At 72.9% G+C, this 18,976-nt stretch carries 16 protein-coding genes and 1 pseudogene; 13 read left to right on the forward strand and 4 right to left on the reverse strand.

All coding sequences use genetic code 11. The annotated features are described in order from the left end of the window. Positions 1-230 precede the first annotated feature (230 nt). Positions 231-1,433: an amino acid deaminase/aldolase gene (locus tag LZ604_RS22155; RefSeq protein WP_234517179.1), complete on the reverse strand. Its 1,203-nt coding sequence runs from the start codon at positions 1,431-1,433 to the stop codon at positions 231-233. Positions 1,434-2,482: 1,049 nt separating this feature from the next. Here LZ604_RS22155 and LZ604_RS22160 point away from each other — a divergent pair. Then, positions 2,483-3,430 carry a hypothetical protein gene (locus tag LZ604_RS22160; RefSeq protein ID WP_234517180.1) on the forward strand — a complete coding sequence of 316 codons (948 nt, stop codon included), beginning with the start codon at positions 2,483-2,485 and terminating at the stop codon, positions 3,428-3,430. Further along, positions 3,427-4,602: a type VII secretion-associated serine protease mycosin gene (gene mycP / locus LZ604_RS22165; RefSeq protein ID WP_234517181.1), complete on the forward strand. Its 1,176-nt coding sequence runs from the start codon at positions 3,427-3,429 to the stop codon at positions 4,600-4,602. The genes LZ604_RS22160 and mycP overlap by 4 nt, the downstream gene beginning before the upstream one ends. A gap of 52 nt (positions 4,603-4,654) precedes the next feature. Here mycP and LZ604_RS22170 read toward each other — a convergent pair. Next, positions 4,655-5,616, reverse strand: a pseudogene (locus LZ604_RS22170) (serine hydrolase). Between the two features lie 149 nt (positions 5,617-5,765). Here LZ604_RS22170 and LZ604_RS22175 point away from each other — a divergent pair. Further along, a complete protein-coding gene (locus LZ604_RS22175) occupies positions 5,766-6,497 on the forward strand; it encodes an SseB family protein (protein WP_234517182.1) in 732 nt (243 codons plus the stop codon). A 25-nt stretch (positions 6,498-6,522) separates the two neighbouring features. Here the strand turns inward: LZ604_RS22175 and LZ604_RS22180 are convergent, their stop codons facing one another. Next, positions 6,523-6,936, reverse strand: coding sequence for a DUF1844 domain-containing protein (locus LZ604_RS22180; RefSeq protein ID WP_234517183.1), 414 nt, complete (start codon positions 6,934-6,936; stop codon positions 6,523-6,525). Between the two features lie 350 nt (positions 6,937-7,286). Here LZ604_RS22180 and infC point away from each other — a divergent pair, with 350 nt between their 5' ends. The 10 genes from infC to LZ604_RS22230 all read left to right on the forward strand — a co-directional run bounded on the left by infC (position 7,287) and on the right by LZ604_RS22230 (position 18,603). After that, positions 7,287-7,997 (forward strand): translation initiation factor IF-3, encoded by a 711-nt coding sequence (gene infC / locus LZ604_RS22185; RefSeq protein WP_234517184.1) that lies wholly within the window; start codon positions 7,287-7,289, stop codon positions 7,995-7,997. A 188-nt stretch (positions 7,998-8,185) separates the two neighbouring features. Then, entirely contained in the window at positions 8,186-8,380 is a 195-nt protein-coding gene (rpmI, locus tag LZ604_RS22190) for a 50S ribosomal protein L35 (RefSeq protein WP_055470308.1), read from the forward strand. 98 nt (positions 8,381-8,478) lie between these two features. Further along, positions 8,479-8,862 carry a 50S ribosomal protein L20 gene (gene rplT, locus LZ604_RS22195; protein ID WP_006141703.1) on the forward strand — a complete coding sequence of 128 codons (384 nt, stop codon included), beginning with the start codon at positions 8,479-8,481 and terminating at the stop codon, positions 8,860-8,862. A 102-nt stretch (positions 8,863-8,964) separates the two neighbouring features. Then, entirely contained in the window at positions 8,965-9,825 is an 861-nt protein-coding gene (locus LZ604_RS22200) for a TrmH family RNA methyltransferase (protein ID WP_234517185.1), read from the forward strand. Positions 9,826-9,915: 90 nt separating this feature from the next. Then, positions 9,916-11,061 (forward strand): sensor histidine kinase, encoded by a 1,146-nt coding sequence (locus LZ604_RS22205; protein WP_234517186.1) that lies wholly within the window; start codon positions 9,916-9,918, stop codon positions 11,059-11,061. A 148-nt stretch (positions 11,062-11,209) separates the two neighbouring features. Further along, complete coding sequence (gene pheS, locus LZ604_RS22210; protein WP_234517187.1) at positions 11,210-12,331, forward strand: phenylalanine--tRNA ligase subunit alpha; 1,122 nt, start codon at positions 11,210-11,212, stop codon at positions 12,329-12,331. After that, a complete protein-coding gene (pheT, locus tag LZ604_RS22215) occupies positions 12,331-14,850 on the forward strand; it encodes a phenylalanine--tRNA ligase subunit beta (RefSeq protein WP_234517188.1) in 2,520 nt (839 codons plus the stop codon). The genes pheS and pheT overlap by 1 nt, the downstream gene beginning before the upstream one ends. Positions 14,851-15,102: 252 nt before the next feature. Continuing rightward, on the forward strand, positions 15,103-16,260 hold the full coding sequence (locus LZ604_RS22220) for a PP2C family protein-serine/threonine phosphatase (RefSeq protein WP_234517189.1): 1,158 nt from the start codon (positions 15,103-15,105) through the stop codon (positions 16,258-16,260). A 272-nt stretch (positions 16,261-16,532) separates the two neighbouring features. Next, positions 16,533-17,873: an NsdA family TPR-like regulatory protein gene (locus LZ604_RS22225; protein WP_234517190.1), complete on the forward strand. Its 1,341-nt coding sequence runs from the start codon at positions 16,533-16,535 to the stop codon at positions 17,871-17,873. Between the two features lie 184 nt (positions 17,874-18,057). Further along, on the forward strand, positions 18,058-18,603 hold the full coding sequence (locus tag LZ604_RS22230; RefSeq protein WP_234517191.1) for an NUDIX domain-containing protein: 546 nt from the start codon (positions 18,058-18,060) through the stop codon (positions 18,601-18,603). Positions 18,604-18,619: 16 nt separating this feature from the next. Here the strand turns inward: LZ604_RS22230 and LZ604_RS22235 are convergent, their stop codons facing one another. Next, entirely contained in the window at positions 18,620-18,877 is a 258-nt protein-coding gene (locus LZ604_RS22235; protein ID WP_234517192.1) for a hypothetical protein, read from the reverse strand. Positions 18,878-18,976: the final 99 nt, after the last annotated feature.

Below are 18,976 nucleotides of genomic sequence, written 5' to 3' on the forward strand. Positions count from 1 at the left end.
CATACCACCACACCCCAACGCGCCGCCCGCGCCATTTGTTAAAACCCCACGGGCTCTGGGGCCCCGGGGGGGGGGCCCTGGGGGGGGGGCACATTTCCCCCCTGGCCCCCGGGCCGGGCCCGCGGCCCCCGGGGGCCCGCGGCGCCCGCACCGCCCGCACCCGGCCGGAGAGCGGCCGGGGACCACGGACCCTCGCGGGAAACCGGGCTCCCTGCGAGAGATCCGGCCCCCTACAGGAAGGTGTGTCCCTCGCCGCGGTAGGTCGGCACGGTCGCCGTGACCTGGTCGCCCTCCACCAGGTGCAGCAGGTCGAACCGCTCGCACAGTTCGCCCGCCTTGGCGTGCCGGAACCACACCTTGTCGCCGATGAGGAGGTCGTCGGCGGGTGCGCCCAGCAGCGGCGTCTGCACCTCGCCCGGGCCCTCCTGGGGGTCGTAGACGAGCCCCTCGGGCAGATACGGGACGGGCAGCCGGTCGCGTCCCGCGGCGCCGGAGGCGGGGTAGCCGCCGCCCAGCACGGTCACCACCCCCACCCCCGGCCGGCGCACGACCGGCAGCGCGAACAGCGCGGCAGGGCGCCCTCGGAAGGAGGTGTAGTTGTCGAACAGCCGCGGCACATACAGTCCCGAGCCCGCCGCTATCTCGGTCACCGCGTCCTCGGCGGCCGTGTACTGCACACTGCCCGTCCCGCCGCCGTTGACGAACTCCAGGTCCGGCGCCACGGCCCGGACGGCACGCACCACTTCGGCACGCCGCCGGGCCAGCTCGCTGCGCGCCGTGGCCTGCATCAGCCGGACGGCCCGCGACCGCACCGGCCGGCCCGCCACCGCGTCGCCCACACCGGCGATATGGCCCTCGTACGCCATGAGGCCCACCAGCCGGAAACCGGGCGTGCGCGCCACCACCCGGGCCATCTCCGCGACCTGGGCGGGCGAGTGCAGCGGCGAGCGCCGCGCGCCGACGCGGACCCGCCCGCCGAGCAGCTTCAGCGAGGTGTCCAACTCCAGGCAGACACGCACCACTTCACTGCCGCCGCCGCGGGCCTCGTCGATGAGGCGCAGCTGGGCGGGGTCGTCGATCATCACCGTGACGGAGGCGGCGAGCTTCGGGTCGGCCGCCAGTTCGGCGAATCCCCGACGGTCGGCGGACGGATAGGCGAGCAGCACGTCGTCGAAACCGGACCGGGCCAGCCACAGCGACTCGGCGAGCGTGAAGGACATGACGCCCGCGAAACCCTCCCGGGACAGGACGCGCTCGAGCAGGGCACGGCACCGCACGGACTTGCTGGCGACCCGGATCGGCTTGCCGCCGGCCCTGCGCAGGAGGTCCTCGGCGTTGGCGTCGAACGCCTCCAGATCCACGATCGCGACAGGCGCGTCGAGAGGGGCGGTGGCCCGGTCGTAGCGGACCCGGTCTGCGGCGCGGGCAGTCATGAACGAAGCCTGCCAGATGCGAATTCCGCAGGGTAGAGGGACGATCCGGGCAGATGCCCCGGTGCCGCCGACTGGTTCCCGTTCGAGGGGGATCAACCCGTAGAGTGACGCGCACGCGGGTGGTGACGGCCCGGCCCGGGCGCGTATGCCGGGGATGGGTGTCCGTCCGCGCGGGTAGCCCTGCCCAGGGACGGGTGGCGCGGCCCGCACCGCGCGTACGGACCGCTCCCCACGGGCGGTCGAACGCCCCGACAGACCCCGGGGCGGCCCGGCCACAACGAAACGGGGGGTGCATGAGTACGGAAGCGCGCCGCGCCTCCATCCCTCCGCGTCCGGCGAACCCGCCCCGCCCGTCCGGCCCGCCGGGCACAGCGCCCGCGGGGACCGACCCCGCGTCCCCCGCCGCGCAGGTCCCGCCCGTGCCGGCGCCGCGCGAGCGCGGCGTGGTTCCGCCCCGTCCCGAGCAGCCGCCCGTTGCGGGCAGCGCACCCGGGCGGGACGTCTCCGCCCGCCCCGGCACTCCGCCTCGGCCGAGCGGGCCGCCGCGCGCGGCTGCGTCCCGCCCGACGACCCCTTCTCGGCCCGATGCGGCTTCCGGGTCCCATGCGGCTTCCGGTTCCGATGCGCCTCCCCGCTCCGGTGCGATATCGCGGCCCTTCCGGATCGGCGCGCCCGACCCCCGGCAGCCTGCCCCGGCTTCCGGGACCACGGCGGCTTCGGCTCCCGGTGTGTCCGACCCCCGGCGTCCTGCCCCGGCTTCCGGGACCACGGCGGCTTCGGCTCCCGGTGTGTCCGACCCCCGGCGTCCTGCCCCGGCTTCGGGTCCCACGACCGCCCCCGCTTCCCGCGTGTCCGACCCACGGCGCCCCGCCCCTGCCTCCGCCCCGGTCTCTGGCGGAGACCCGGAGGCCTACCCGGGTGGTGCCGCCGGCCGCCACCGGCCCTCGGATCCGCGTCGCGACGCCCCACCTCCGCCGGCGGCCTCCGCACGTTTTCCCGATACCCCGCCCGTCGTCGGCTCGGCCGTTGCGGGTGGCGCGGCGGACGTCGTGGCCGCGTTGCCCGTCGACGGCATCGTGGAGACCACCGCGCGCCTGCGGCCCGTCCCCGACCAGGCCCGCCCCCTCACCTCGTCCCACCCCCCGGCCTCGTCCCACCCGCTCACCTCGTCTCGCCCCATCATCACCTTCGCCCAGCCCGACACCCGTGGCGCCGACACCGCGCGCCCACGGCTCCTCGGCGCCCTGACAGGCCCCCGCACCGCCGCGGCCGCCCTGTGCCTGGTCCTCGGTATCGGACTCATCGGCGGTGCCGTCACCGGCAGTTGGCTCATCGGCGAGGGCCCGGGCGACGGTGCGCAAGGGGCGTATACCGTGGCCGGAAGCCTCTGGCACGACGTGCCGGTCGACCAGCTCTTCCCGCCCACCGTCCACGGCCCGGGCGCGGGCCCCGGCGGCGCCGACCGCACCTGGACACGTGTCGCCGTCGCCCCCGACAGCGGCTGCAAGGACGCCTTCGACCCGCTGCTGCGCAAGGCCCTCGCCCCCGCCGGCTGTCTTCGGCTGCTGCGCGCCACCTACACGGACGCCACCCGCAGCGAGGTCACCACCGTCGGCCTGCTGTTCACCCGCGCCGACTCCGCCGCCATGAGTGCCCTGGCCGGCCGCTTCAAGAAGGAGGGCCTCGGCCGGCGCCCCGACCTGATGCCCCGCCCGTACGCGGCCGAAGGCACCGTCGCTGCGGACTTCGGCGACACCCAGCGCGCCTCCTGGACCATCTCGGTCCGCACGGACGTCCCGGTCGTCGTCTACGCCGTCTCCGGCTTCGCCGACGGCCGCATCGTCACCGAACCGCAGCCCGCGGAGGACGCCGTGAAGACGGGCGCGACCACCGCCCCCGCCCAGGCGGGCCTCGGCAACGAGGCGAGGGGCCTCGCCGACCGCATCGAGGCCGCCCTCCGCAAGACCGTCACCGCGGCCACGGAGAAGCCGTCATGAAGCCCCGCAAGACCGCCCGCCTCCTGACCGTCCTGCTCGCCGGCTCACTGGCCCTGGTGCCGTCCACCGCCGCGCGCGCCGACAGCATCCGTGCCCAGGAGTGGGCCCTGGACGCCCTGCACGCCCAGGAGGTCTGGCAGACGACCAAGGGCCGGGGCGTCACCGTCGCCGTCCTGGACACCGGCGTGGACGCGACCCACCCCGACCTGGTGGGCAACGTGCTCGCCGACAAGGACATGGTGGGCTTCGGAGCCCGGCGCGGCGACCGTCCCTGGGCCCGGCACGGCACCGCCATGGCCGGCCTCATCGCCGGTCACGGCCATGGCATCGGCGACTCGGACGGTGTCATGGGCATCGCCCCGGAGGCGAAGATCCTCCCGGTCCGGGTCATCCTCGAGGAGGGCGACCCGGCCCGCTCCAAGGCCCGCAACACCCGGGGCAACGCCCTCGCCGAGGGCATCCGCTGGGCCACCGACCACGGCGCCGACGTCATCAACCTCTCCCTGGGCGACGACTCCAACTCGGCGCACCCCGAAGCCGCCGAGGACGAGGCGGTGCAGTACGCCCTGAAGAAGGGCGCCGTCGTCGTCGCCTCGGCGGGCAACGGCGGCGACAAGGGCGACCACATCTCGTATCCGGCCGCCTACCCCGGTGTCATCGCCGCGACCGCCGTCGACCGCAACGGCACCCGCGCCTCCTTCTCCACCCGCCACTGGTACGCCACGGTCAGCGCGCCCGGCGACGACGTCGTCATCGCCGACCCCGACCGCAAGTACTACGAAGGCTGGGGCACGAGCGCCGCCTCCGCGTTCGTCTCGGGCGTCGTCGCGTTGATCAAGGCGGCCCGTCCGGGCCTGGGCCCGGCCCAGATCAAGCAGCTCGTGGAGAGGACGGCCCGCGACGCCCCCACCGGCGGCCGCGACGACTCCCGCGGCTTCGGCTTCGTGGATCCCGCGGCGGCCGTCAGGGCGGCCGCCAAGCTCAAGCCGGAGAACACCCGGCCGGCGGAGTACGACGGCAAGTACTTCGGCCCCGGCCCCGACTCGGCCGGCGACGGCAGCGGGTCCCCGGACTGGGCCGGTCTGCTGGCGGGCGGACTGGGCGCGGCGCTGCTGGCCGTGTCGGTGGTGCTGTGGCGAGGCCGTACCAGGACACGCTCCGCGGGGTTCTGAGGCACGCCCGTACCCCTGAGGGGACAGGGCGCGCCCGCCTTCCGCCCGGCTGTCAGGCCGGGGCGCCCGTGAACGCGGAAACCGCCGCTCGCGCGGCCGCCTCCACCAGGGAAATGCCCCCGGCCTTCGTGGAGTTGCCGTTCGACAGCGCCGCCACCAGGTAGTCGTGTCCGCCTGCCGTGATGCGCCCGATGCTGTTGATGTCCCACAGTCCGGTCGTGCTGCGCGCCAGCCAGCCGTTCTTCAGTGCCCACCGCGCGCCGTCCGCGGCCGCCGAAACGCCCCAGCGCTGGTTCTCGGCGATGCCGTCCATGAGTCCCCGCAGATACCTCCGCGACGCCTCGCTCAGCTCCGACGCGTCCCCGAAGACCTGCCGGAGCAGCGTGAGCTGATCAGCCGCCGTGGTCTGGGTCAGCCCCCACAGCCCGCCGTCGCCGCCCGCGGTGTCCGTGAGGCCGAAACGCTTGTTCGCGGTGTCGAGGCCGTCCGCCTGCCCGATCGCCGTCCACAGGGCCGAGGCGGAGTCGTTGTCACTGTTCTCGATCATCGCGGTGGCGTACGTCCGCTCCTGCTCGGTCAGGTGCCGGTCCGCGTCCTGTGCCTGGAGCAGCAGCGTCGCCAGGATGTCGACCTTGACGATGCTGGCCGTGTCGAAGGTGCCGTCGCCGTACACGGCGCTCTCACCGGAGTCCGTCTCCAGCACCGCCACCGCCACGTCCGCGCCGTCCTCGACGGTCACCGTCCTCATGGCCTTGGCCAGCAGGGCGTCACGGTCCGCCGAGGGCTTCGCCGCAGGTTCCACCGATGCCTCCTCGCTCACCGCGGCCGACGCCGGGGGCGTCGCGGACGACTGCGACGATACGGCGCCCCCGCCGGCGTGGGCCTGCCTTTTCACATACGCATCGCGGCGGCCGCACCGCCGGCGATGACGGCCGACGCCGGCGCCGTGCAGAACAGCGGGCGGCGCCGCTTGGGGCGGGCACGGCGGCGACGGTGGGCTCCGCGGGACTCCATGCCCGCGATGCTGGGGGCGGCCGCTGTTCGCGCCGTTCGGCGGACGTGAATCCGTGTGGGCTCGGTCTGGGAAACCCGTGAGACAGGTGACCGCCGTGTTCCAGGGTCGGCACCGACTCGGCAGAGACCGCCCGATAGGGTCGGTGACCGTGGCGAACAAGAACATTCCCGACTCCGGCTTCTCCGGCGACGACGGCGCGGCCGACCCCCGGCTGAGCGCGGCGCTCGCCGGGTGGGCCGAGGACCGCGGTGCCGTGGGGCCCGTCCTTCGGGCGCTGAAGGACGCACGGCTCCTCGTGCCCGTCGTCGCGGTCCTCGGGGAGGTGGAGGAGGACGAGAACGGCTTGCGCCGCGAGAAGACCAGCGACATGGCGGTACCGACGCTCCGGGCCGGCGGCCGTACGGCGCTGCCCGCCTTCACGTCCACGCAGGCGTTGGCACGCTGGGACCCGGCCGCCCGCCCCGTCGCCGTGCCGCTGCACCGGGCCCTGCAGGCGGCGGCGCACGAGAAGGCCGACACGATCGTGCTGGACGTGTCCGGGCCGGTGCCCTTCGAGCTGACGGGCCCTGCGCTGCTGGCGCTCGCCGAGGGCCGTACCAGTGCCGACCCGCTGGCGGATCCCGCGGTGGTCGAGGCCGTGCGCTCCGCCGTCGCCGCCGAGCCGTCGGTGGTCCGTGCCCATCTGGGCCCCGGCGAGGCCGACGGCACCCTGGCGCTCGTCCTCGACCCGTCGGCGGCCCCGGCTGAGGCCGCCCGCGCCCTGGCCGGTCGGCTGGCGGCCGACGAAACGCTGAGGGCCCGCCTGGTGCGCGGTCTCGACCTGGCACTGCTGCCGGCCGGGGTGACGCCTCCGGGCGAGCCCTTGTACGTACGCGGGTGAATCAGCCGTCCCGACGGTGGCCGGGTCAGCCGTAGACGGGCCCGGTGTACTTCTCGCCCGGTCCCTGGCCCGGCTCGTCCGGGACGATCGACGCCTCGCGGAACGCCAGCTGAAGCGACTTCAGACCGTCGCGCAGCGGAGCCGCGTGGAAGGAGCTGATCTCCGTCGCGCTCGCGTCGAGCAGGCCGGCGAGGGCGTGCACCAGCTTGCGGGCCTCGTCCAGGTCCTTGTACTTGTCGCCCTCCTCGGTCAGACCGAGCTTCACGGCGGCGGCGCTCATGAGGTTGACGGCGACGGTCACGATCACCTCGACCGCGGGGACCTCCGCGATGTCACGGGTCATGGCGTCGAAGTCGGGGTTCCCGGCGGCGGCCGGAGACTCTGCGGCGGCCGCGGACTCTGCGGAAGCCCGGAATTCCTCGGGGGAGGTGTCACTCATGCCCACACCATAGGCCCCGGAGCGCCCCCTCCCGCGCGCGGGAGGCCACGGCCGCCGGGGCCGCGGATGCCCGGTGCACGCCGATTCGCACCTCCCCCGGGGAGCTGCTAACCTTGTGTGACGACCGGCCGAGCACGGCTGTGCCCGGCCCACAAGTGGAGGCTCCGATCTCCCACCTGACCGTCCTCCGGGACGGCGGGTCACCGGTCAGGCGGCCACCACCGTTCCGTACGGACGGTGGAGTCGCCCGAAGCGCGCCCCGCGGTCACCGCGGCGGTGCTCCGGAAGGTTCGGAGTCCCGCCTGTGCACCGTCCGGGGCATTTTTGATGCGCCGCGACGGTTGGTTCCTATGTCAATCCAGACATACGCGGCTGTCTGCCAGGCGGCCGTATGGTGCTACCGAGGAGGATCCATCAGCACCGAGCCCCGCATCAACGACCGGATTCGCGTTCCCGAGGTGCGACTTGTCGGTCCCAGTGGCGAGCAGGTCGGCATCGTGCCGCTTGCCAAGGCCCTGGAGCTTGCGCAGGAGTACGACCTGGACCTGGTCGAGGTCGCGGCGAACGCCCGTCCGCCCGTGTGCAAGCTCATGGACTACGGGAAGTTCAAGTACGAGTCGGCCATGAAGGCCCGTGAGGCGCGCAAGAACCAGGCGCACACGGTCATCAAGGAGATGAAGCTCCGGCCGAAGATCGACCCGCACGACTATGACACCAAGAAGGGTCACGTCGTTCGGTTCCTCAAGCAGGGCGACAAGGTCAAGATCACGATCATGTTCCGTGGTCGCGAGCAGTCCCGGCCCGAGCTGGGCTACCGACTGCTGCAGCGCCTCGCGGAGGATGTCCAGGACCTCGGTTTCGTCGAGTCGAACCCGAAGCAGGACGGCCGCAACATGATCATGGTTCTCGGTCCGCACAAGAAGAAGACCGAGGCGATGGCCGAGGCTCGTCAGGCGCAGGAGGCCCGCAAGGCGGAGGCGAAGGCCAATCCCGGCCGCTCGCAGAACGCCGCCGACGCCGAGACCGCCGAGGCCCCGGCCGAGGCTTCCGCCGAGGCCTGATCCCGGGGCGAAGGTCCCGGGGGGAACGCCGGACGTACGGACGTACGACCGCCGCACGGCGGACGTACGGACCCCGGAAAGCCCGGGACGCCCGTCCCAGGATGTAACCGATAGTAGAGCGACGCTCCATCGTGCCCGGTTTTCACGACCGGGCACGGGAGCGCCACCGACGAGGAGAGAACGGCGCTATGCCGAAGAACAAGTCGCACAGCGGTGCCAGCAAGCGCTTCAAGGTCACCGGCTCCGGCAAGGTGCTCCGCGAGCGCGCCGGCAAGCGCCACCTGCTCGAGCACAAGTCGTCCCGTCTGACGCGTCGCCTCACGGGCAACGCCGAAATGGCCCCGGCGGACGCCAAGAAGATCAAGAAGCTTCTCGGCAAGTGACGCGGCGGCGCTTGCGAGCGCCGAACGTCCGAACCGGGACCCATATCGTTTCCGGGCCGTGTGAGTTCCACCGCGGCCCCGCTACAAGGAGTTAACAAGTGGCACGCGTCAAGCGGGCAGTCAACGCCCACAAGAAGCGCCGGGCGATCCTCGAGCAGGCCTCCGGCTACCGCGGTCAGCGTTCGCGCCTGTACCGCAAGGCCAAGGAGCAGGTCACCCACTCGCTGGTCTACAACTACAACGACCGCAAGAAGCGCAAGGGCGACTTCCGTCAGCTGTGGATCCAGCGCATCAACGCCGCTGCCCGCGCCAACGGCATCACCTACAACCGCTTCATCCAGGGTCTGAAGGCCGCCAACGTCGAGGTCGACCGCAAGATCCTCGCGGAACTGGCCGTCAACGACGCGAACGCGTTCGCCGCGCTCGTCGAGGTCGCCCAGAAGGCGCTGCCGTCGGACGTGAACGCCCCGAAGGCGGCCTGAACGCCCCGCCGGCCCAGCCGACGTGACTGAACGGACCCGCAGGCTGATGCAGCCTGCGGGTCCGACTGTGTTCGCACTCCTGAACTCCCGAAGGTGAAACACATGACGCCCGCCGCCCCCGAGCCGATCTCCCCCCGCTCGCCCCGCGTCAGCGCGGCGCGGCGGCTTGCCAAGCGGAACTTCCGGGGCAAGGACCGGCTGTTCCTCGCGGAGGGGCCACAGGCGGTACGCGAGGCCGCCGGGCACCGGACCGCAGACGGCGCCACCCTCGTGGAGCTGTTCGCGACCCCGGACGCCGCGAAGCGCTACGCCGACATCGTGGGGCAGGCCCTGGACGCCGGCGCCCGTGTCCACCTCGCGGACGAGGACGTCATCGCCGACATCTCCACCACCGTCACCCCGCAGGGACTGGTCGGCGTCTGCCGCTTCCTCGACACCCCGTTCGACGAGATCCTCGGCGCCGCCCCCCGCCTCGTCGCGGTCCTCGCGCACGTCCGCGACCCCGGCAACGCCGGAACGGTGCTGCGGTGCGCCGATGCCGCCGGGGCCGAGGCCGTCGTCCTCACCGACGCCTCCGTCGACCTCTACAACCCCAAGGCCGTCCGGGCCTCCGTCGGGTCCCTCTTCCACCTCCCCGTCGCCGTCGGCGTTCCCGTCGAGCGCGCCGTGGCGGGCCTGAAGGAGGGCGGTGTGCGGATCCTGGCCGCAGACGGGGCCGGAGACCGCGACCTCGACGACGAACTCGACGAGGGCACCATGGGCGGCCCGACCGCCTGGGTGTTCGGCAACGAGGCCTGGGGGCTCCCGCAGGAGACACGCGCCCTGGCGGACGGGGTGGTGCGGGTGCCCATCCACGGAAAGGCCGAGAGCCTGAACCTCGCGACCGCCGCCGCCGTATGTCTCTATGCGTCCGCCCGTGCACAGCGCGCCGTCGGAGGGTGCCGCTCCGTCACCCCCGGCTAGTAGGGTGGCGGGCTCGGGGGCCCTCCCCCCAGCTCTCGGCTTGAGCAGGGAGGCAGGTTCCCCACGCCAGACGAGAGGTGGGGTACGGGGATGAGCGTCGGCACGAGCAGAGCACCGGGGGGACGGGACGCGCGCCGCGCGCCCGCGTCCCGGCGCGGTGATCTCGCCGAACTCGGCATCGACCCCGACGAACTCCCCGACGGACTCGTGGTCGCCGACGAGTACGGCCAGGTGATCTGCTTCAACGCCGCGGCCGCCCGTATCACCGCCGTTCCCGCCGCCGAGGCCCTCGGCAGACGCCTCGAACAGGCACTGCCCCTGGAGGACCTGGAGGGGCGGCGCTGGTGGCAGCTGACCGACCCCTACGGCGGGCTCGCCATCCGGGTACGGCAGCCCGAGCGCAATCTGCTGCTGCCCCAGGGACGCGAGGTCCTCGTCTCGGCCCGCTTTGTGCGCGCGTACCCGACCGGGCCCGTCCGCCGCGTCGTCGTCTCCCTGCGCGACACCGAGGCGCGGCGCCGCACCGAGCGCAGCCACGCCGAGCTGATCGCCACCGTGGCCCATGAGCTGCGCTCGCCCCTCACCTCCGTCAAGGGCTTCACGGCCACCCTGCTCGCCAAGTGGGAACGCTTCACCGACGACCAGAAGCGCCTGATGCTGGAGACCGTCGACGCCGACGCCGACCGGGTCACCCGGCTCATCGCCGAACTCCTCGACATCTCCCGTATCGACTCCGGACGGCTGGAGGTGCGCCGGCAGCCCGTCGACATGGGCGCGGCGGTCGGCCGGCACATCCAGGCCTACGTCGCCGCGGGGCAGCCCGCGGACCGCTTCCTGCTCCGCATCGAGCAGCCGCTGCCCGCCCTGTGGGCCGACCCCGACAAGATCGACCAGGTGCTCAGCAACCTCATCGAAAATGCCGTGCGCCACGGCGAGGGAACCGTCACGATTGACGTCACACCCGCGGTGGCGCCCCGTGAAGGGGAAGAGGAACAGAACACCGCCACGTCGGTCACCGTGAGCGACGAGGGTCCCGGCATCCCGGAGGAATCCATGAACCGCGTCTTCACCCGCTTCTGGCGGGGCAGCAAGCGCGGTGGCACGGGCCTCGGGCTCTACATCGTCAAGGGCATCGTCGAGGCCCACGGCGGCACCATCACGGTCGGCCGCGCCCGCGGCGGCGGCGCGGAGTTCCGATTTACCCTGCCCGTGGGGACCCCGGCGCACCTGTTGTAGGCGCCGGTCGAGCACCCACGGGCGCGTTCGCTTTCCCCGGCACCGTTAGACTCGGCCTTTGGCACCTTTGCGTCCCGAAGACGGAGACGATTCACCCACGACTCGGTGACGGGGACCCTCAGCCAGCCAATCGGAAGCACGGGAAGAGATGTCGGCACCCAATAAGTCGTACGACCCTGTCGAGGTCGAGGCCTTGAAACCGGAAGAGATCGAGCGCATGCGGGACGAGGCGCTCGCCGCCTTGGCCGCCGCGGACTCCCTCGACGCCCTCCACGAGGCCAAGGTCGCCCACACCGGCCCCGCCTCGCCGCTGGCCCTCGCCAACCGCGAGATCGGCGCGCTGCCCCCGCACGCCAAGGCCGAGGCCGGCAAGCGCGTCGGCATGGCCCGCGGCGCCGTGAACAAGGCCCTCGCCGCCCGCCAGGCCGAGCTGGAGGCCGAGCGGGACGCCCGCGTGCTGGTCGAGGAGTCGGTGGATGTCACGCTGCCCCACGACCGCGTCCCGGCCGGCGCCCGCCACCCGCTGACCACGCTCTCGGAGCGGATCGAGGACGTCTTCGTGGCCATGGGCTACGAGGTCGCCGAGGGCCCGGAGGTCGAGGCGGAGTGGTTCAACTTCGACGCCCTCAACATCGGCCCGGACCATCCGGCCCGCGGCGAGGCCGACACGTTCTTCGTGCAGGGCCCCGACGGCGGGGGCGACTCGGATGTGGTGCTGCGCACCCACACCTCGCCGGTGCAGATCCGCTCCCTGCTGGAGCGTGAGCTGCCGGTGTACGTGATCTGCCCCGGACGCGTGTACCGCACCGACGAGCTGGACGCCACCCACACGCCCGTCTTCCACCAGGTCGAGCTGCTCGCCGTGGACCAGGGCCTGACCATGGCCGACCTCAAGGGCACCCTGGACCACATGGTCCAGTCGCTGTTCGGCGAGGGCATGAAGACCCGGCTGCGGCCGAACTTCTTCCCCTTCACCGAGCCGAGCGCCGAGATGGACATGCTCTGCTACGTCTGCAAGGGCGAGTCCGTCGGCAACCCCGACCGGCCCTGCCGTACCTGCTCGTCCGAGGGCTGGATCGAGCTCGGCGGCTGCGGCATGGTCAACCCGCGGGTGCTCGCCGCCTGCGGCGTCGACCCGGAGAAGTACAGCGGCTTCGCCTTCGGGTTCGGCATCGAGCGGATGCTGATGTTCCGCCACAACGTCGAAGACATGCGAGACATGGTCGAGGGTGACGTTCGGTTCACCCGGCCGTTCGGGATGGAGATCTGATGCGGGTCCCGCTTTCTTGGCTGCGGGAGTACGTCGACCTGCCGGCGACTGAGACCGGGCGCGACGTCCAGGCCAAGCTCATTTCGGCAGGACTCGAGGTCGAGACCGTCGAGCAGCTCGGTGCCGACCTCAAGGGGCCGCTGGTCGTCGGCCAGGTGCTGACCATCGAGGAGCTGGAGGGCTTCAAGAAGCCGATCCGCTTCTGCACCGTCGACGTGGGCCGGGCCAACGGCACCGGCGAGCCCCAGGAGATCGTCTGCGGCGCAAGCAACTTCTCCGTCGGCGACAAGGTCGTCGTGGTCCTGCCGGGTGCCGTGCTCCCCGGCGGTTTCGCGATCTCCGCGCGCAAGACGTACGGCCGGAACTCGCACGGCATGATCTGCTCCAGCGAGGAGCTGGGCATGGGCGAGGACGGCACCAAGGGCATCATCGTGCTGCCGCCGGAGACCGAGGTCGGCAAGGACGCCGTCGAGCTGCTCGAGTTGGTCGACGAGGTGCTCGACATCGCCGTCACCGCCAACCGCGGCGACTGCCTGTCCATCCGCGGTGTCGCCCGTGAGACCGCCATCGCCTACGGCCTGCCGCTGCGCGACCCGGCGCTGCTCGACGTCCCGGCCCCGAACGCCTTCGGCCACCCGGTCACGATCTCCGAGCCGCACGGCTGCGACCGCTTCACCGCCCGCACGGTCACGGGCCTCGACCCCCAGGCACACTCGCCGATCTGGCTGCAGCGCCGGCTGCAGAAGGTCGGCATGCGCCCGATCTCGCTCGCCGTCGACATCACCAACTACGTGATGATGGAGGTCGGCCAGCCGCTGCACGCCTACGACCGGCGGCTGGTGCAGGGCCCGATCGGCGTCCGCCGTGCCCAGGAGGGCGAGAAGCTCACCACCCTCGACGGCGTCACGCGCACCCTGCACGCCGAGGACCTCGTGATCACCGACGACCGCGGCCCCATCGGCCTCGCGGGTGTCATGGGCGGCGCCAACACCGAGATCGCCGATCACGCCGACGACCCGGAGAACGCGACCACCGAGGTGGTCATCGAGGCCGCCCACTTCGACCAGATCTCCGTCGCGCGCACCGCCCGCCGGCACAAGCTTCTCTCGGAGGCGTCCCGCCGCTTCGAGCGCGGCGTCGACCCGCAGGCCGCCTCGGCGGCGGCCCAGCGCACCGTCGACCTGCTGGTGCTGCTCGCGGGGGGCACGGCCGACGCCGGGGTCACCGAGGTCGTCGCGCCGTCCGCGCCGCACACCATCACGATGCCCGCCGACCACCCGGACCGGGTCGCGGGCGTCGAGTACGGCCGTGAGGCCGTCGTCCGCCGCCTCCAGGAGGTCGGCTGCGACGTGTACGGGCAGGACGAGCTGATCGTCACCGCCCCGTCCTGGCGGCCCGACCTCACCGACCCCAACGACCTGGCCGAAGAGGTCATCCGCCTGGAGGGCTACGAGAACCTGCCCTCCACGCTGCCCAGGCTCCCCTCGGGCCGCGGGCTGACCCACCGCCAGCGGCTGCACCGCCGGGTCGGCCGCGTCCTCGCCGGAGAGGGCTACGTCGAGGCGCCGAACTACCCGTTCGTCAGCGAGCAGGTCTTCGACCAGTTCGGCCTGGAGGCCGACGACCCGGCCCGCAGGGTCGTCAAGCTGGTCAATCCGCTCAACGACGAGGAGCCCGCGCTCCGTACGACGCTGCTGCCGGGCCTGCTCGGCGCGCTGCGCCGCAACGACGGCCGCGGCAACCACGACCTGGCGCTGTTCGAGACCGGCCTGGTCTTCCGTCCGCAGGCTGCCGACGAGCGGCAGGCGGCCGTCCATCTGTCCGTCGACCGGCGCCCCACCGACGAGGAGATCGCGAAGCTGAACGCGGCGCTGCCCGAGCAGCCGCGCCACGTCGCCGTCGTCCTCGCGGGCGCCCGGGAGCAGGCCGGCTGGTGGGGCAAGGGCCGCCCGGCCGACTGGGCCGACGCCGTCGAGGCGGCGCGGACCGTCGCCCGCGAGGCCGGGGCCGAGCTGATCGTCCGCAAGGGCCAGTACGGGCCGTGGCACCCGGGCCGCTGCGCGGAACTGGCGGTCGCCGTGGCCGGCACCGAGCGGGTCGTCGGCCACGCGGGCGAGCTGCACCCGCGCGTGGTGAAGGCGCTGGGTCTGCCGGAGCGCACCTGCGCCATGGAGCTGAACCTGGACGTCCTGGAGCAGACGGGCGACGGTGCCCCGCAGGCACCGCGTATCTCCGCCTTCCCGGTCGCCACGCAGGACGTCGCCCTGGTCGTGGACAAGGCGGTCCCGCACACGGACGTCGAGGCCGCGCTGCGCGACGGCGCCGGCGAGCTGCTGGAGGCGATCCGGCTGTTCGACGTCTACGAGAGCGCGCAGCTCGGTGAGGACAAGAAGTCGCTGGCGTACGCGCTGCGATTCCGCGCCCCCGACCGCACTCTGACCGTCGACGAGGCCTCCGCGGCCCGTGACGCGGCGATCGCGCTGGCGGCCGAGCGCACCGGGGCGGCGCTGCGCAGCTAGTCGCCGGAACCCGATCGAGGGGAGCCGCGCAGCCGTTCTCCGGCCGCGCGGCTCCCCTCACCCGTGCCCGGGAGGCGTCCGTGCCCCCTCGGCGACCTCACGCACCCCTCGCCCGCCTCACTCATTAGGGTGGCGAGTCCGAGTGATCCCTACAGGCGGGCGGTCCGGTCGACAGAATCGGACCGGTCCGGGGCGTGAGATGGGACTCCGCGGGCCCGTTCTGCGCACTCAGGGCTCTCATGGGGGGCCGGCATGATCCGTATCAAGGCTGGGCCCCCTCGCGGGCCGCGACCCGGTGTACCTTCCCGCGGCCGGTTGGGCTCGGTCGTCGCCCGAGGCGTCGGCCACGACGGCCGGGGCTCCCGGCGTCTGCGGCGGGCGTTCACGGTGGGACTGCCCGCCGCGTGGGGCGCGACCGCGATCACGTACAAACTGACCTGTCCGCTCGCCCAGCAGCACGCCCTCGGAGCACGGATCGTGGGCAGCGCGGTGTTCCTGGCGGCCGGCGCGGGGCTGCTCCTGCACGTACGGCATGCGTACCTGCGCGAACTGAGACAGGCCCGGAGGGTCGCGGGCGCCGCCCAGAGCGTGCTGCTGCGCCCGCCGCCTCCGTGGATCGACGGGCTGCGCGTGGCCGCCGCCCAGGTGTCCGCGGACCGCGGGGCCACCGTCGGCGGCGACCTGTACGAGGTGATCGCCACCGAGCACGGCGTCCGCATCGTGATGGGCGATGTGCGTGGCCATGGACTCGCGGCGCTCGCCACGGCCGCCGCCGTGCTCGGCAGCTTCCGCGAGGCCGCGCACGACGAGCCCGAGCTCGCCCCGGTGCTGCGCCGGCTGGACCGGACCCTGGCCCGGCACCTGCGCGAGCGGGTCCGGGCGGAACACCCCTCGTCCGGCCGGGACCCGGACAACCCGGTCGCGGAGGAGTTCGTGACCCTCCTGCTGCTGGAGGTCGGCCGTGAGGGCGAGCTGCGGGCCCTCAACTGCGGCCATCCGTGGCCGTATCTGCTGAAGCGCGGCGGGGCCGTCCCCCTCGACCGCACCGAACCCCTGCCTCCGCTGGGGCCGTTCGCCCTCCCTGAGGATCTGCCCGTCACCGACTGCGGGCGACTGCTGCCCGGGCAGGCGCTGTTCCTGCACACCGACGGAGCCGAGGACGCCCGAGACGCACACGGGCGTTTCTTCCCCCTGTTCGCGGCCCTGACCGAGGCCGTCCGCGACGACGTCGTACCCCAGACCGTACTGCGCACCGTCTTCGCCGCCCTGCTCCGCCACGCCGGTGCACGCCTCACCGACGACGTTGCCCTCCTGGTCCTGCGCAACGACCGCCGCGGGGGCGCCCCGTCGGGCACGCGGGGAAACGCACGCCCGGTGGCGACGGATCCGCACCCGGCGAACCACCGGTAGCAGCGGGCCGGTGTGCCCCGCGGAGCGCCGTCGCGCCGTCCGCCCCGCCACGGAGTGTCGGGCAGGCAGCTGGGCGGACGGCGCGGAGTCGGGCCGCCGCACTGTACGAGGGGGAGCCGGCGGCCCGCCGGCCTCTTGCGAGGGGTTTCAGTCAACCGGCCGGAAACTCTGTGCAACAGCGTACGCACAGCGCGGATGCGCGCACTCCGTTCACACCCCGTGTGAACCCGGACGCACTACGCTGTCCGCACCGAGCCACCGGAGGGCCTCCCATGCAGCCCAACACCCTGCTCGACGCGATCCTCGACGAGGCCGGGATATCCCACGCGGGACTCGCCGCGCACGTCAACCAGGCGGGGCGGGCGCGTGGACTCGCGCTCAGGTACGAACACACCGCCGTGGCACGGTGGTTGAAGGGCCAGCGTCCGCGCGGCCAGGTGCCGGACCTGATCTGTGAGGTGCTCGCCGCCAGGCTGCACCGCCCGGTGACCCTCGACGACATCGGCCTCGGCGTGCCCGGCGAACCGGCCGCCCCGCACGGTTCCAGCCTCTCGGGCTTCGTCGAACGGGCCACGGCGCTGTGGCGCTCCGACGAACAGCAGCGCCCGCACATCCTCGGGGCCCCCGCGGTCACGGGCACACCCGCCGTGATGCCGGTGTGGGAGTGGGAGAACCCGCCCGAGGACGTCGACGTCTCGCGAGGTGGCCGGCACCGGGTCACCCCCGCCGACGTCGAGATGCTGCGCGCCGCCCGGGCCCACTACGAGCAGATGTACCGCAAGGCGGGCGGCATCGCGACCCGCAGCCGGATCGTCGGCTTCCTCAACTCCGAGACGGCGCCGCTGCTGCGCGGCAGCTACACCGACGCCATGGGCCGCCAACTGCACCGTGCCACCGGCGGTCTGGTGGCCGTCGCCGGCATCTGCGCGTACGACTCGGACGCCCAGGGTCTCGCCCAGCGCTACTTCCACCAGGCCCTGCGCCTGGCGAAGGCCAGCGGGGACCGCGGACTCGGCGCGTATGTGATAGCGCTGCTGGTCAACCAGTCGCTGTTCATGAGGGAGTACCGGCAGGCCGTCGCCTTCGCCGAGGCCGCCCTTCGCGCCGCGGGCAGGCACATCACCCCTGCTCTCGCCTCGGACCTCTACGCGATGCAGGCGAAGGCGTACGCGCATCTGGGCGACGCGACGAGCGCGCTGTCCTGCATCCGGCGGGCCGAGTCGGCCGCCGAGCGCATCCGGCGCGGCCGCGAACCGGACGAGACCGGCTATGTCCAGCCCGGCCTGGTCAACGTCCAGGTCGCGGAGGCGCTGCTCAGCCTCGGCGATCTGACGGCGGCGGGAGAGCATGCCGCGGCCGCCGTGGACACGCCAGCGCACGACCGTGGCCGGGTGCACCGGCTCGCGATGCTCAGCCAGATCGAACTGCGGCAGGGCAATGCCGACAAGGCTGTGGCCACGGCGGTCGAAATGGCGCAGCAGGCGCGGGGGATGGAGTCCATGCGGCTGCGCGACAGACTGCGGGCGGTACGCGAACACCTGGTGCGCAGCGGCTGCGCCGGAACGGCCGAGGCAGCCGAACTCATCGACGGCGCCCTGCGCGTACCGCTGTAGAGCCCGGGCCGGCCGCTGCCGGAACGCGGTCTCGCCCCCGGCTTCCCGTCGGCGCGGACCGCTGCGCCCGCCACTGCGCCCGCCACTGCGCCCGCCACTGCGCCTCGCGTGCGCCACTGTGAGCCTGCTGAGTCACCGCTCCTGCTGCGATATTGCCACTTACTCAGCGGAAGGTGGCAGAACCGTGCAGTGGACGAAACTGAACGAACAAACTGTGTATGCAAATCGCTGGTTCAGGGTCAATCTGGCGGATGTGGAGTTGCCGGACGGCCGGCACCTCGACCACTTCCTGATACGGCTGCGGCCCGTCGCCGTGGCCACCGTCGTGAACGAGGCCAACGAAGTACTGCTGCTGTGGCGGCATCGTTTCATCACCGACAGCTGGGGGTGGGAGCTCCCGGCGGGGGTCGTGGACGACGGCGAGGACATCGTCGCCGCGGCGGCCCGCGAACTCGAGGAGGAGACCGGCTGGCGGCCGGGACCTCTGCGCCATCTCATGAGCGTCGAGCCCTCCAACGGACTCACCGACGCCCGGCACCACGTCTACTGGGCCGACGAGGGAGAGTACGTCGGACACCCCGTGGACGACTTCGAGTCGGACCGCCGGGAATGGGTTCCCCTCAAGGTCGTCCCCGACCTGGTCGCCCGCGGAGAGGTCCCGGCCGCCAACATGGCGGCCGCGTTACTCCTGCTGCACCACCTCAGGCTCGGACAGGACGTACTGCCCTGACCCCTGGTCCGGTGGGCTAGCGGCCCAGGGCCTGCCAGATCGCCACGACGAGTGCGCCCACCGCCGTGAGGGCGGCCACCGCGGGCAGCGGCCAGCGTGTGTGCTCCAGCGCCACGACCCGCAGGCTCAGTTCGTCGAGATCCTTGGCGGTCTGTTCGGCTCGATGACCGAGCAGCGCCAGCCCTCCCTCGACCCGGGCGTGCGCCACATCGAGGCGACGGCGTAACTCTGCGACTTCTCCATGGACCACGGGATGCTCGGGGTCGGCGGTCACGGGTCCACTCCTTTCCGTAGTCGACTCATTCCTTGCATGCGCATGAGGAGTCAACTCGCCTGGTGGGCCCGTGGGGAGCGTGTGCGAAAGGCATATGCG

Source organism: Streptomyces glomeratus (genome assembly GCF_021462825.1).
Taxonomy (GTDB): Bacteria; Actinomycetota; Actinomycetes; order Streptomycetales; family Streptomycetaceae; genus Streptomyces; species Streptomyces glomeratus.

What these genes read in the sequence shown, in the direction of transcription:
- LZ604_RS22200 (WP_234517185.1), top strand. Translation starts at nt 8,965, where the DNA reads ATGACGCCCGCCGCCCCCGAGCCGATCTCCCCCCGCTCGCCCCGCGTC.
- LZ604_RS22180 (WP_234517183.1), bottom strand. Translation starts at nt 6,936, where the DNA reads ATGAGTGACACCTCCCCCGAGGAATTCCGGGCTTCCGCAGAGTCCGCG.
- LZ604_RS22225 (WP_234517190.1), top strand. Translation starts at nt 16,533, where the DNA reads ATGCAGCCCAACACCCTGCTCGACGCGATCCTCGACGAGGCCGGGATA.
- pheT (WP_234517188.1), top strand. Translation starts at nt 12,331, where the DNA reads ATGCGGGTCCCGCTTTCTTGGCTGCGGGAGTACGTCGACCTGCCGGCG.
- mycP (WP_234517181.1), top strand. Translation starts at nt 3,427, where the DNA reads ATGAAGCCCCGCAAGACCGCCCGCCTCCTGACCGTCCTGCTCGCCGGC.
- LZ604_RS22155 (WP_234517179.1), bottom strand. Translation starts at nt 1,433, where the DNA reads ATGACTGCCCGCGCCGCAGACCGGGTCCGCTACGACCGGGCCACCGCC.
- rpmI (WP_055470308.1), top strand. Translation starts at nt 8,186, where the DNA reads ATGCCGAAGAACAAGTCGCACAGCGGTGCCAGCAAGCGCTTCAAGGTC.
- infC (WP_234517184.1), top strand. Translation starts at nt 7,287, where the DNA reads ATGTCAATCCAGACATACGCGGCTGTCTGCCAGGCGGCCGTATGGTGC.
- LZ604_RS22205 (WP_234517186.1), top strand. Translation starts at nt 9,916, where the DNA reads ATGAGCGTCGGCACGAGCAGAGCACCGGGGGGACGGGACGCGCGCCGC.
- LZ604_RS22220 (WP_234517189.1), top strand. Translation starts at nt 15,103, where the DNA reads ATGATCCGTATCAAGGCTGGGCCCCCTCGCGGGCCGCGACCCGGTGTA.
- pheS (WP_234517187.1), top strand. Translation starts at nt 11,210, where the DNA reads ATGTCGGCACCCAATAAGTCGTACGACCCTGTCGAGGTCGAGGCCTTG.